Source organism: Streptomyces sp. NPDC031554 (assembly GCF_055580685.1).
Genome location: NZ_JBVIKX010000017.1, coordinates 59,032 through 72,654 on the forward strand (window position 1 = coordinate 59,032; position 13,623 = coordinate 72,654).

Consider the following 13,623-nt stretch of genomic DNA (forward strand, 5'->3'; position numbering starts at 1 on the left):
GGGCCTTCGTCGTGCGCCGGCCTACCGGCCGGCGAACTTCTTGCTCACCGAGTCGTACACGCTCTTGGCCACCTCACCCAGCCGCGGCCCCGCGAGCCAGCCGGCGTCCACCGGGCCGATCGAGGTGTTGGACACCAGCGCGGGCTTGCCGTCCGAGCCCGCGGCCACCCACCCGCCGCCGGACGAACCACCGGTCATCGTGCACCCGATGCGGTACATCGTCGGGTCGGTGCCGTTGAGCGACAGCCGCCCGGGCTTGTCCTGGCACTCGTACAGCGCCTGCCCGTCGTACGGCGCCGCCGCCGGGTAGCCGGTCGCGGTGACGCTCTTCACCTCGGCCACCGCCGGGGCCGCGAAGTCCACCGGCAGCGCCGAACCGACCGTCTCCTCCAGCGACTTGCCGGAGCCGCCCTCCTCGGGCGTCACATGGATGACGGCGAAGTCGTACGAGGCGCCGTCACCGCCGGTCTGCCCGCCCTGCCCGATCCACTGGTCGGACGTCTGCGCCCAGTCGCCCCACCAGACCCCGTACGGCGCCACCTCCTCCTTGGTCGCCGTCCGCAGCTTCGCGGCCGACATGCCCGAGTCGTTGTACGACGGCACGAAGGCGATGTTGCGGTACCAGCCGCCCTTCTTGCCGGCGTGCACGCAGTGGCCCGCCGTCCACACCAGGTTGGACTTGCCCGGGTGGGCCGGGTCCTGCACGACCGTGGCCGAGCAGACCATCGTGCCCTCGGGGGAGTCGAAGAACACCTTGCCCGCCTCGGGGGCGTTGGCGTGGTAGGCGGTCGGCACGGCCGCCGCGTCCACCGCCGCCGGCTCGGGGTCGGTCACCCCCTGGTCGTCGGAGAGGTCGTTCTCGTCGACGCCGCGGTCCGGGTCCTCCGCCTCACGCATCCGGTCCGGGTCCCACAGGCCCTTGATGACCGGGTTGATGTAGTCCTGCGCCTCGCGCAGCCAGTCGTCCCTGTCCCAGTTCTTCCAGGCGCCGTTCTTCCACTTGTCCAGATCGATCCCGTGTTCCTTGAGCCGGTCCTTGATGTCGTCCGGGATCGTGATCTTCCCGTCGCCCGCCGCCGAGGCGGAGGCGCCGGCCTGGGCGTCGGTGCCGCCCGAGTCGCAGGCGGTCGCGGTGAGGGCGAGCACCGAGGCCAGGGCGACGGCACCCAGCGCGGGGGAGACTCCGCGCGAGGCGTTCCTCCCCCGCCGGGCGATGAAGGACGGCCGTATGGATCGCATGGTGTGACTCCCCGTGGTGTCAAGGAACGTGGCGCGGTGGCCGTGCGCACCGCTGAACTCGGCTTTCTCTCGTGCCTGGTTCGGGGCGGGTCCCACGGCCGGGTGGGACGGCACCACACGATATGCGTTCGCTGTGGGGGACTGCCGACGGAACAGCAACGGTTCCGTCACGGCAAGGATCTTGAGGCAACCCGTAACCCGGAGGACCGTCGGCGGTTGGTAGCCGTGGGGCGGCGGTCCGTGCGCGGCCCTCCCGGCGGGAATCCCCCGAGGACGCGGCGGCGCCGCCCCGGCGCACCGGCCGGGACCCGGCGGGGGGAGTCCCGCGCGCACCGACTCGCCTGTGGACAGCGGGAGGACAGGAAAGCGTGGCCGTGACGCAGCCAGTGCCGGTGGAGACGTCCGCGGGACGTGATGCCGACGGGGGGACCGCCGTGGGGGCCTCGGTGCGCGGGAGCCCGGCCGGCGAGGAGGCCCCCGTGCGCGACATCCCCCCGTGCGGCACCCCCGCGCTCGGCGGCCCCGTGCGTGGAGGCCCCGTCCGGGAGAGCGCCCCGCGCGGGCGGCCGGCACGCGAATCGGCGGTGTGGACCCACGTCCGGGCCCTGCTGCCGGTCGTGCCGGTCCGGGCCCGGGGGCTGACCGTCGAGGGCGCCGACGGCCGCCGCTACCTCGACTGCGTCTCGGGCGCCGGCGCCCTCGCGCTCGGCCACAACCACCCCGTCGTCCTGGAGGCGGTCCGCAAGGTCCCCGACCCGGGCGCCCCGCCGCGCGTCCCCGATCTCGCCACGTCGCTCGAGGACGCCTTCGTCACCGAACTGTTCCCCACCCTGCCGCCGGGACTGGCCGGCCGCGCGCGCGTGCGGTTCTGCGGGCCGGCCCGCTCGGACGCCGTGGCGGCCGCGCTCGAACTGGTCCGGGCCGCCACGGGCCGTACCGGAGTCCTGGCGTTCACCGGCGCCCACCACGCGACGACCGCGGGCTCCCTCCAGGCCTTCGGCGGCGACCCGGCCGTACGGGTGAGGCGGCTGTCCCTTCCCCGGGATCACCGCTGTCCCTCCGGCGCCGGGGACGAAGCCGGCGCCGAACTCGCCGGCCGCCGCGCCGAGTCGGTCCTCGACGGCCCCGAGCCGGGCGCGCCCCCGCCGGCGGCGCTGATCCTCGAACCCGTCCAGGGAGAGGGAGGCGTGAGCCCCGTGCCGGACGCCTGGATGCGCCGCGTGCGCCGTGTCACGGCCGACCGGTCGATCCCCCTGATCGCCGACGAGACCCGGACGGGCGTCGGACGGACCGGTGCCTTCTGGGCCGTCGGACACAGTGGCGTCACCCCCGATGTGATGGTCCTGTCCAAGGCCGTCGGCGGCGGTCTGCCCCTGGCCGTGATCGTGCACCGGGACGACCTCGACGTCCGGGAACCCGGTACCCGCGCGGACGCGTTCCGCGGCAACCGGCTCGCCCTGGCCGCCGGCACGGCCGCCCTCGCCCATGTCCGCGCCCACGGCCTCGCCGGGCGCGCGGCCGTCCTGGGCGACCGCCTCCTGCGCCGGCTCCGTCGCCTGGCGGACGACTTCCCGTGCGTCGGGGACGTCCACGGGCGGGGCCTGATGATCGGGGTGGAGATGGTCGACCCGGAGGGGAACCCGCGGGGACACGGCGCCGCCGCCCGCGGGACTCCTCCCGCGTCGCCCGGACTGGCCGCCGCCGTCCGGCGGGAGTGCCTGAGCCGCGGCCTGATCGTCGGACTGGCCGGATGCCGCGCGAGCGTCGTACGCCTGCTGCCGCCCCTCACGATCACCGACGAACAGGCGGCGGCCGTGATCGACCGATTCTCGGACGCGGTGCACGCCGTGGCCCGCACACGAGCGAAGGAACGACCGTGAACACCCCGCCCCCGTCGCCCACATCGGTCATCCCGGCCCCCCGCGGGCAGCACGGCACCGCGGCCGACCCGCTGCACCACCCCGACCCCCGTCGGGCCGCCCAGGCGGCGGCGGTGGAGAACCTGCTGCGCTGCTGGGTGCGCGAGACCGGCCTGCCCGCCCCCGAGGACGGTGTCCTGCGGATCCCGCTGCCCGCCACCGGCACCGCGCTCCTCGTCCCCGTGCGCTACTGGTCGCCCACCGGCTGGCACCGGTTCGGGCCTCCGCGGCCGGCCGGCGCCCCCGAGCACTCCGCGCCCGTGGACGCGGTCGTGCTCGCGGCCCTGCTCGGCCGCGAGGTGCCCACCGGGCCCGGTGCGGCGCCCGGGGCCGTGCCCGGTGGAGGGACCGGGCGTGATCCCGGTCCGGTGCCCGGGGCCGCGCCCGGCGGAGCCCTCCGCGCGGAGGACACGGTGCCCGGGGGCGCGGCGGGGGACGACGACCTCGTCGCCCGGGTCGCCGACTCCGTCCGCCGCACGGCCACCTTCATCGGCACGCACCGGGAACACCGCGCGCGGGAGGAAGGCCCCGCGGCTCCGCGGCGCCCCGCGGAGCGGGCCGACCTCTTCCTCTCGGCCGAGCAGGCCCTGACGCTCGGTCACCCGCTGCATCCGGCCCCCAAGAGCCGTGAGGGCCTCTCCGACGCGGAGACCCGGCTGTACTCACCCGAGGCGCACGGTTCCTTCCCCCTGCGCTGGCTGGCCGTCGCCCCCCGCCTGCTGGCCGCCGACTCCGCCTGGACCGAGCGCGGCCGCCCCGTCCCCGCACCGGAGCTGGCGGCGCGGCTCGCCGGAACCCTCCTGCCGCTGCCCGACGGGTACGCCGCCCTGCCCGTGCACCCCTGGCAGCTTCGCGAGGCCCGCCACCGTCCCGAGGTCGCCGCCCTGCTCGACGCCGGTCTGCTCCGGGACCTCGGCGCCCACGGCCCCCCGTGGCACCCGACCTCCTCCGTGCGCACCGTTCACCGCTCCGGCGCACCGGCGATGCTCAAGCTCTCCCTGGGCCTGCGCATCACCAACTCCCGCCGTGAGAACCTCCGCAAGGAACTGCACCGCGGGGTCGAGGTCCACCGCCTGCTGCGCACCGGCCTGGGCGAGCGGTGGCGGGCGGCCCACCCGGGCTTCGACATCGTCCGGGACCCGGCCTGGCTCGGCGTGGACGGGGCGCGGGGGCGTGCGGTGACCGGGCTCGACGTGGTGATCCGGCACAATCCGTTCGCCCCGGCCGACGACGTCTCCTGCCTCGCCGGACTCGTCGCGCCCCGCCCCGACCCGCGTCGGGCGGAGGACGGCGGTCCCGCGTCCTCCCGGCTCGCGGCGCTCGTCGGGCGGCTCGCCGCCGCGACGGGCCGGCCGCGCGAGACCGTGGCCGCCGAGTGGTTCCTGCGCTACCTGGAGCGGGTCGTCCGCCCCGTGCTGTGGCTCGACGGCGAGGCGGGGATCGCGCTGGAGGCGCACCAGCAGAACACCCTGGTGCTGCTGGATCCCGACGGCTGGCCGACCGGCGGACGCTACCGCGACAACCAGGGCTACTACTTCCGCGAGTCCCGCCGCGCGGACCTGGACGCCCGGTTGCCCGGCGTCGGCGAGGCCGGCGACACCTTCGTCCCGGACGAGGTCGCCGACGAGCGCTTCGCCTACTATCTCGGCGTCAACAACGTACTGGGACTCGTCGGCGCCTTCGGCTCCCAGCGGCTCGCCGACGAACGCATGCTGCTCGCCGCCTTCCGGCGCTTCCTCACGGCTGCCGACGCCGACGCCGACGCCGAAACCCGTGCGGACGCCGGCGCCGGCTCACGCACCGCTCCCGTCCGGACGCGGAGTCCGCTGCCCGCCCGGCTGCTCGACTCACCGCACCTGCGCTGCAAGGCCAACCTCCTCACCCGCCTCCACGGCCTGGACGAACTCGTCGGCCCGGTCGACACCCAGTCCGTCTACGTCACCATCGCCAATCCCCTGCACCGTTGAACCCCGCTTCCCGAGAGGAGTGGAGCCGTGCCCGCCACCCGTGCCGAGGACGCCCCCGAGCCCCGTCCGCCCGACGGCTCCCGCTCCTCGCCCGCCCCGCCGGGACCGGGCACGGTCCGGACGCCACCCGGGCCTTCCGCGTCCTGCCCGGACGCCCCACGCCCCCGGCCAGGCCCCGCCGTCCTGGGGGACCCGTTCCACGACGTCGCCGGCCGGGGCGGCGGGGCCCACCGCATGGCCCCGGAGGACCCGCTCGACCACGTCGCCGGCTGGGGCCGGACGGCCACCCCCGTCGGGACCTTCCGGCTCGTCCCCGTCCGGCTCGACAGGGACCTGCCCCGCATCGCCCGGTGGATGAACGACCCCGAGGTGGCGGCCTTCTGGGAACTCGCCGGTCCGGACACCGTGACCGCGGCGCACCTGCGCGGGCAACTGGCCGGCGACGGCCGCAGCGTCCCGTGCCTCGGCGTGCTGGAGGGCACCCCGATGAGCTACTGGGAGGTCTACCGGGCGGACCTCGATCCCCTGGCCGGCTTCTATCCGGCCCGGCCGCACGACACGGGTCTCCACGTCCTCCTCGGCGGAGCCGGCGACCGGGGCCGCGGACTCGGCGCCGTACTGCTCAGGGCGGTCGCGGATCTCGTCCTCGACAGGAGACCCGGCTGCGCGCGGGTCGTCGCCGAACCCGACATCCGCAACACGCCGTCCGTCGCGGCCTTCCTGACCGCCGGCTTCCGGTTCTCCGCGGAGATCGGCCTGCCCGCCAAGCGAGCCGCTCTCCTGGTCCGGGACCGGGCCTCGCGGCATCTCCTCTGACACCGTGTCGAGCTGCCCGGTCGGCGGTCGGCGGTCGGCGGTCGGTCGCCGACAGCCGACAGCCGACAGCCGGCAGCCGACAGCCCACCGTCGGCCGTGTCCGGTCCCGACCGGTCGCCCGCGTGCCCGAACCGGCATCCCGTCCCGCCCACCGTGAGGCCCACCGTCTTGATCGCGTCACTCCCGTCCCCCGTGACCACACCTTTGTCAGTGCCGCCCCGTAGGGTGGTCGCGCTATGACGAAGCCCTCACTCCCCGAACTCCTGCACGCCGCCGTCGCCGCCGTCGGCGGCACGGAGCGCCCCGGCCAGGTGGCCATGGCCGAAGCCGTCGCGGAGGCGATCGACGACGGATCCCATCTGCTGGTCCAGGCCGGCACCGGCACCGGCAAGTCGCTGGGGTACCTCGTGCCCGCGCTCGCCCACGGGGAGCGGGTCGTCGTGGCGACCGCCACCCTGGCGCTGCAACGCCAGCTCGTGGAGCGCGACCTGCCGCGCACGGTCGACGCGCTGCACCCGCTGCTGCGCCGCCGCCCGGAGTTCGCGATGCTCAAGGGCCGGTCGAACTACCTGTGCCTGCATCGGCTGCACGAGGGCATGCCCCAGGACGAGGAGGAGGGCCTCTTCGACCAGTTCGAGGCCGCCGCGCCCACCAGCAAGCTGGGCCAGGACCTGCTGCGGCTGCGCGACTGGGCCGACGAGACGGAGAACGGCGACCGGGACGACCTGACCCCCGGCGTCTCCGACCGCGCCTGGGGCCAGGTCTCGGTCTCGTCCCGCGAGTGCCTCGGCGCCACGAAGTGCGCGTACGGCGCCGAATGCTTCGCGGAGATGGCCCGCGAGCAGGCCAAACTGGCCGAGGTCGTCGTCACCAACCACGCCCTGCTGGCCATCGACGCCATCGAGGGCGCCCCCGTCCTTCCCCAGCACGAGGTGCTCATCGTCGACGAGGCCCACGAACTGGTCTCGCGGGTCACCGGCGTCGCCACCGGCGAGCTGACCGCGGGCCAGGTCAACAGGGCCGTGCGCCGCGCCGCGAAGCTCGTCAACGAGAAGGCGGCCGATCAGCTCCAGACCGCCGCCGAGGGCTTCGAGCGGCTGATGGAGCTGGCCCTTCCGGGCCGCCTGGAGGAGATCCCGGAGGACCTCGCCTACGCCCTCATGGCGCTGCGCGACGCCGCCCGCACGGTGATCTCCGCCATCGGCGCCACCCGCGACAAGTCCGTCCAGGACGAGGACTCGGTCCGCAAGCAGGCGCTGGCGTCGGTGGAGAGCGTCCACGACGTGGCGGAGCGCCTCGTGAACGGCTCGGAGTACGACGTCGTCTGGTACGAGCGGCACGACCGCTTCGGCGCCTCCCTGCGCGTCGCCCCCATGAACGTCTCGGGCCTCCTGCGCGAGAAGCTCTTCGCGGACCGCTCCGTGGTCCTGGCCTCGGCGACCCTGAAACTGGGCGGCGACTTCAACGGCGTGGGCGCCTCCATGGGGCTCGCCCCGGAGGGCACCCAGGGCGAGGACGTCCCCCAGTGGAAGGGCGTCGACGTCGGCTCCCCCTTCGACTACCCCAGGCAGGGCATCTTGTACGTCGCCAAGCACCTGGCCCGCCCCGCGCGCGACGGCGACCGCGCGGACATGCTGGACGAGCTGACGGAGCTGATCCGGGCGGCCGGCGGACGCACCCTCGGTCTCTTCTCCTCGATGCGCGCCGCCCAGCTGGCCGCGGAGGAGCTGCGCGCCCGCATCCCCGAGTTCCCGATCCTGCTGCAGGGGGAGGAGACGCTCGGGGAGCTGATCAAGAACTTCGCGGCGGACCCGGAGACCTGCCTCTTCGGCACGCTGTCCCTCTGGCAGGGTGTCGACGTGCCCGGCCCGAGCTGTCAGCTGGTGGTGATGGACAAGATCCCGTTCCCGCGTCCGGACGACCCCTTGATGAGCGCTCGCCAGAAGGCGGTCGAGGAGGCCGGCGGCAACGGCTTCATGGCGGTCGCCGCCACTCACGCCGCGCTGCTGATGGCCCAGGGCGCGGGCCGGCTCGTCCGCGCGTCGGGCGACCGCGGCGTCGTCGCCGTGCTGGACCAGCGGCTCGCCACGGCGCGCTACGGCAGCTATCTGAAGGCCTCGATGCCCGACTTCTGGTTCACGACGGACCCCCACCAGGTCCGCAGGTCGCTGGCGGCGATCGACGCGGCCGCGAAGCAGGCCGACGCATAGGGCGTGGGACCGTACGGGCCCTTTCCGCACGGCCCCGTGCGGAAGGAGCCCGTGCCCTCGAGGGCGGGCCCCTCACCCCCGTCCGGGCCCGGCCGTCGACCGGGCCGCCTCCGCGGCGCGGCACCGAACGGGCCCTGGACGGACCGGACGGACCCCCCGACGGCAAGGACCGGCCGGTGCCCGGACAGCACAGGGCCCCGGAACCGGCGCAGGGATCCCGGGGCCCAGTCAGGGGGGCGGTCGAGGAGGCCCGTCCGCCGCCGCGCTCAGACGCGGCGCAGAACGGCCACCACCTTGCCGAGGATGGTCGCGTCGTCGCCGGGGATCGGCTCGTACGCCGCGTTGTGCGGGAGCAGCCACACATGGCCGTCCTCACGCTTGAAGCGCTTCACGGTGGCCTCGCCCTCCAGCATGGCGGCCACGATGTCGCCGTTCTCCGCGACCGGCTGGCGGCGGACGGTGACCCAGTCGCCGTCGCAGATCGCGGCCTCGATCATCGAGTCACCGACGACCTTGAGCACGAACAGCTCGCCGTCGCCGACGAGCTGCCGGGGGAGCGGGAAGACGTCCTCCACCGACTCCTCGGCGAGGATCGGGCCGCCGGCGGCGATCCGGCCGACCAGCGGGACGTACGACGCGGCGGGCTTGCCGGCGGTGTCCGTGGGCTGCACCGCCGCGGCCTGGTCGGAACCGCGCACCTCGTACGCGCGCGGACGGTGCGGGTCGCGGCGCAGGAAGCCCTTGCGCTCCAGTGCCATCAGCTGGTGGGCGACCGACGAGGTGCTGGACAGGCCGACCGCCTGGCCGATCTCCCGCATCGACGGCGGGTACCCGCGCCGCTGCACGGAATCCCGGATGACCTCGATCACCCGCCGCTGACGGTCGGTGAGCCCCGAGCTGTCCGCCCGGATGCCTGGAGGTCGGCCCGGCAGGGAGCGCTTGTGCGCCTCCGGGTTCATGGGTTCGTTCATCGCGTGTACCGGCTCGAGTCGGCCCTGGGAGCGGTCCTGGGCAGTGATGGTGGCACTGTCTGCGGTGGTGGTCACGTCGGCCCCTCTCGGTTGTCTCCCTGCTGGACAACGGTAGTTGCTTTCGAAAGGTTGCGCCAAACACACGTTCGAGTGAAAAAGCGTGGATAGCCTGACTTGATCATGTTTCGGGGTGTATGGCTGACGCGCTGCCCGCCGGGTGCAAGGGTCGCTTGCTGTACTCTTCGCCGCCGGAGCCGATCGCCTCGTGGGCCGTGATCCCAGTCTGCCACCCGCACCGCCGCGGGCCGGGAGTCGGGCCCGGCTGCGTACGAGAGTCCCACCGCTCCTCCTCCCGGCGCTCACGGTATCCCCGCGGGCGGCCCGGCGGCATGCCCGCGCGCGGGTGACCGCACGGCGCGCGGGTGCGCCGGCGGGGCCCGCACGCGCGCGTGCCGCGAGCCCCGCACGGCCGGTTCCGGATGCTCGCTGTGACCGCCGGAAAGCGCCCCGTGAGGGCCGTCGGTGCGACACGCGACACAGCCTGGGTGAATAAGCCGATCCCTACATCTAGTGGTTGGATATCCCCAGCAGCCCACAAGTTGTGTTCCCCCGGGACTTCGCACCCTCCGGGATCGCCTATGCTGAGGGCTGCTTCGAGTGGCCCGTGAGGCCCGCGGGGCCATGGAGACTGCCGTGAGGAGGGATGGATCATGCACTGCCCCTTCTGCAGGCACCCCGACAGCCGTGTCGTCGACAGCCGTACGACCGACGACGGCACGTCGATCCGCAGGCGCCGCCAGTGCCCCGACTGCTCCCGTCGTTTCACGACCGTGGAGACGTGCTCGCTCATGGTGGTCAAGCGGTCCGGGGTCACCGAGCCCTTCAGCCGCACCAAGGTCATCAACGGCGTGCGCAAGGCCTGCCAGGGACGGCCCGTCACGGAGGACGCCCTCGCCCAGCTCGGCCAGCGGGTCGAGGAGGCGGTGCGGGCCACCGGGAGCGCCGAGCTGACCACCCACGACGTGGGGCTGGCCATCCTCGGCCCGTTGCAGGAGCTGGACCTCGTCGCCTATCTGCGATTCGCCTCCGTCTACCGGGCGTTCGACTCGCTCGACGACTTCGAGGCCGCGATCGCGGAACTCAGGCGGACGCGGCACCCCGACGCTGACGACGGCGGCCGCGAGGACGCGGCAGGCGTCGTCGCGGGGGGCCGGGAGGACGACGGCGGGCGCGGAGGGACCGTGCAGGTCCCCGAGCCCGCCCACTCCGCCGACTGACCGCGGGCCGGAACCGGGACGCAGGCTCCGGACCGGGCCGGGCGGCGGCGGACGAGACCTGCTGCGGGTGTGGCGAGTGGTGGTGCCCGCAGCACAAGACAGAACACCGTGTCACGGGAACAACGTGGCATTTCAGGGCGTTTTCGCCCGTACCAGGGAGGCGGCATGACAGAGACGGCGAGCGGTCCGGCACGGGGTTCCCGAGCCAAGGGCGCCAAGGCGACCAAGGGCCTGCGTATCGAGCGCATCCACACGACCCCCGGCGTGCACCCGTATGACGAGGTGGCCTGGGAGCGCCGTGACGTCGTCATGACCAACTGGCGCGACGGCTCGGTCAACTTCGAGCAGCGTGGCGTCGAGTTCCCCGACTTCTGGTCGGTGAACGCGGTCAACATCGTCACCAGCAAGTACTTCCGGGGGGCCGTCGGCACCCCGCAGCGCGAGGTCAGCCTCAGGCAGCTGATCGACCGCATCGTGAAGACCTACCGGAAGGCCGGCGAGGACCACAAGTACTTCACGTCGCCCGCCGACGCCGAGGTCTTCGAGCACGAGCTGGCGTACGCCCTGCTGCACCAGATCTTCAGCTTCAACAGCCCCGTCTGGTTCAACGTCGGCACGCCGCAGCCCCAGCAGGTCTCCGCCTGCTTCATCCTGTCCGTCGACGACTCCATGGAGTCGATCCTCGACTGGTACAAGGAAGAGGGCATGATCTTCAAGGGCGGCTCCGGAGCCGGCCTGAACCTCTCCCGCATCCGCTCCTCCAAGGAACTGCTCTCCTCCGGCGGCAACGCCTCCGGCCCGGTCTCCTTCATGCGCGGCGCCGACGCCTCCGCCGGCACCATCAAGTCCGGTGGCGCCACCCGCCGCGCCGCCAAGATGGTGGTGCTCGACGTCGACCACCCCGACATCGAGGACTTCATCCAGACGAAGGTCAGCGAGGAGGAGAAGATCCGCGTCCTGCGCGACGCGGGCTTCGACATGGACCTGGGCGGCGACGACATCACGTCCGTCCAGTACCAGAACGCCAACAACTCCGTCCGCGTCAACGACGAGTTCATGAAGGCCGTCGAGCAGGGCGGCAAGTTCGGCCTGCGCGCGCGGATGACCGGCGACGTGATCGAGGAGGTCGACGCCAAGTCGCTCTTCCGCAAGATCGCCGAGGCCGCCTGGGCCTGCGCCGACCCGGGCATCCAGTACGACGACACCATCAACACCTGGCACACCTGCCCCGAGTCCGGCCGGATCACCGCGTCGAACCCGTGCAGCGAGTACATGCACCTGGACAACACGTCCTGCAACCTCGCCTCGCTGAACCTGATGAAGTTCCTGAAGGACGACGGCCAGGGCCACCAGTCCTTCGAGGCCGACCGCTTCCAGAAGGTCGTCGAGCTGGTCATCACCGCGATGGACATCTCCATCTGCTTCGCGGACTTCCCGACCCAGAAGATCGGCGAGAACACGCGCGCGTTCCGCCAGCTCGGCATCGGCTACGCCAACCTCGGCGCCCTGCTGATGGCGACCGGCCACGCCTACGACTCGGACGGCGGCCGCTCCCTGGCCGGCGCCATCACCTCCCTGATGACGGGCACGGCCTACCGCCGCTCCTCCGAACTGGCCGCGGTCGTCGGTCCCTACGACGGCTACGCCCGCAACGCCACCGCGCACAACCGCGTCATGAAGCAGCACTCCGACGCCAACCAGAAGGCCGTCGGCATCGACGACCTGGACAGCCCCGTCTGGGCCGCCGCCACCGAGGCCTGGCAGGACGTGCTGCACCTCGGCGAGAAGAACGGCTTCCGCAACTCCCAGGCGTCCGTGCTCGCCCCGACCGGCACCATCGGTCTGGCGATGTCCTGCGACACCACCGGCGTCGAGCCCGACCTCGCCCTGGTCAAGTTCAAGAAGCTGGTCGGCGGCGGCTCGATGCAGATCGTCAACGGCACCGTGCCGCAGGCCCTGCGCCGCCTGGGCTACCAGGAGGAGCAGATCGAGGCGATCGTCGCCCACATCGCCGACCACGGCAATGTGATCGACGCCCCCGGCCTCAAGCCCGAGCACTACGAGGTGTTCGACTGCGCCATGGGCGAGCGCGCCATCTCCCCGATGGGCCACGTCCGCATGATGGCCGCGATCCAGCCGTGGATCTCCGGCGCCATCTCCAAGACGGTCAACATGCCGGAGACGGCGACCGTCGAGGAGGTCGAGGAGATCTACTACGAGGCCTGGAAGCTCGGCGTCAAGGCGCTCGCGATCTACCGCGACAACTGCAAGGTCGGCCAGCCCCTCTCCGCGAAGACCAAGGAGAAGGAGAAGGCCGAGATCACCGAGAAGGCCGAGGACACCATCCGCACCGCGGTCGAGAAGGTGGTCGAGTACCGCCCGGTCCGCAAGCGTCTGCCCAAGGGCCGTCCCGGCATCACGACGTCGTTCACGGTCGGCGGCGCCGAGGGCTACATGACCGCCAACTCCTACCCGGACGACGGTCTCGGCGAGGTCTTCCTGAAGATGTCCAAGCAGGGCTCCACGCTCGCCGGCATGATGGACGCCTTCTCCATCGCGGTCTCCGTCGGCCTCCAGTACGGCGTGCCGCTGGAGACGTACGTCTCGAAGTTCACCAACATGCGCTTCGAGCCGGCCGGTATGACCGACGACCCCGACGTGCGGATGGCCCAGTCGATCGTCGACTACATCTTCCGCCGCCTGGCGCTCGACTTCCTGCCCTTCGAGACGCGCTCCGCGCTCGGCATCCACTCCGCCGAGGAGCGTCAGCGCCACCTGGAGACCGGCTCGTACGAGCCGTCCGAGGAGGACGTCGACGTCGAGGGTCTGGCCCAGTCGGCCCCGCGCGCCCAGGACCTGAAGGCCGTGGGCACGCCGAAGGCCGAGGTGGAGGCCGCCAAGCCGGCCCCGAAGCAGGCCCACACCAGCGCCGAGCTGGTGGAGATGCAGCTGGGCATCCACGCCGACGCCCCGCTGTGCTTCTCCTGCGGCACGAAGATGCAGCGCGCCGGTTCCTGCTACATCTGCGAGGGCTGCGGCTCGACCAGCGGGTGCAGCTGACCCCGGGCGGCCCCGGGCGGTAGCACCCGCTGGGGGAGGACGACCTGACGAGAGCGGTGGAGCCGGTTGCCGGCCCCACCGCTCTCGGTGTTGCGCGGTGCGCGGTCCGGGCCGCGGACCTCCCGGAGGGCGGGGCCGAGACGTGAGGGCGGGTGGAGCCGGAC

8 protein-coding genes are annotated in these 13,623 nt (G+C 73.2%); 6 read left to right on the forward strand and 2 right to left on the reverse strand.

The window, feature by feature from the left end; all coding sequences use genetic code 11:
• Positions 1–21: 21 nt before the first annotated feature.
• The gene (locus ACZ5FU_RS31900; protein WP_451527129.1) at positions 22–1,239 is read right to left on the reverse strand and encodes a trypsin-like serine peptidase; all 1,218 of its coding nucleotides are present in this window, start codon (positions 1,237–1,239) and stop codon (positions 22–24) included.
• A gap of 479 nt (positions 1,240–1,718) precedes the next feature.
• Between ACZ5FU_RS31900 and ACZ5FU_RS31905 the strand changes: the two genes are divergently transcribed.
• The 4 genes from ACZ5FU_RS31905 to ACZ5FU_RS31920 all read left to right on the forward strand — a co-directional run bounded on the left by ACZ5FU_RS31905 (position 1,719) and on the right by ACZ5FU_RS31920 (position 8,151).
• On the forward strand, positions 1,719–3,119 hold the full coding sequence (locus tag ACZ5FU_RS31905; RefSeq protein WP_451779731.1) for an aminotransferase class III-fold pyridoxal phosphate-dependent enzyme: 1,401 nt from the start codon (positions 1,719–1,721) through the stop codon (positions 3,117–3,119).
• Positions 3,116–5,125, forward strand: a complete 2,010-nt coding sequence (locus ACZ5FU_RS31910; protein ID WP_469047609.1) for an IucA/IucC family protein — start codon at positions 3,116–3,118, stop codon at positions 5,123–5,125. Before ACZ5FU_RS31905 ends, ACZ5FU_RS31910 begins: the two co-directional genes overlap by 4 nt.
• 27 nt (positions 5,126–5,152) lie before the next feature.
• The gene (locus ACZ5FU_RS31915) at positions 5,153–5,941 is read left to right on the forward strand and encodes a GNAT family N-acetyltransferase (protein WP_469047610.1); all 789 of its coding nucleotides are present in this window, start codon (positions 5,153–5,155) and stop codon (positions 5,939–5,941) included.
• A 236-nt stretch (positions 5,942–6,177) separates the two neighbouring features.
• Positions 6,178–8,151 (forward strand): ATP-dependent DNA helicase, encoded by a 1,974-nt coding sequence (locus tag ACZ5FU_RS31920; protein ID WP_451527132.1) that lies wholly within the window; start codon positions 6,178–6,180, stop codon positions 8,149–8,151.
• Between the two features lie 266 nt (positions 8,152–8,417).
• Here ACZ5FU_RS31920 and lexA read toward each other — a convergent pair whose 3' ends face one another.
• Positions 8,418–9,197 (reverse strand): transcriptional repressor LexA, encoded by a 780-nt coding sequence (gene lexA / locus ACZ5FU_RS31925; protein ID WP_451527133.1) that lies wholly within the window; start codon positions 9,195–9,197, stop codon positions 8,418–8,420.
• 635 nt (positions 9,198–9,832) lie between these two features.
• Here lexA and nrdR point away from each other — a divergent pair.
• Positions 9,833–10,399: a transcriptional regulator NrdR gene (nrdR, locus tag ACZ5FU_RS31930; protein ID WP_451779741.1), complete on the forward strand. Its 567-nt coding sequence runs from the start codon at positions 9,833–9,835 to the stop codon at positions 10,397–10,399.
• 165 nt (positions 10,400–10,564) lie between these two features.
• The gene (locus ACZ5FU_RS31935; protein ID WP_451527135.1) at positions 10,565–13,459 is read left to right on the forward strand and encodes a vitamin B12-dependent ribonucleotide reductase; all 2,895 of its coding nucleotides are present in this window, start codon (positions 10,565–10,567) and stop codon (positions 13,457–13,459) included.
• Positions 13,460–13,623 lie beyond the last annotated feature (164 nt).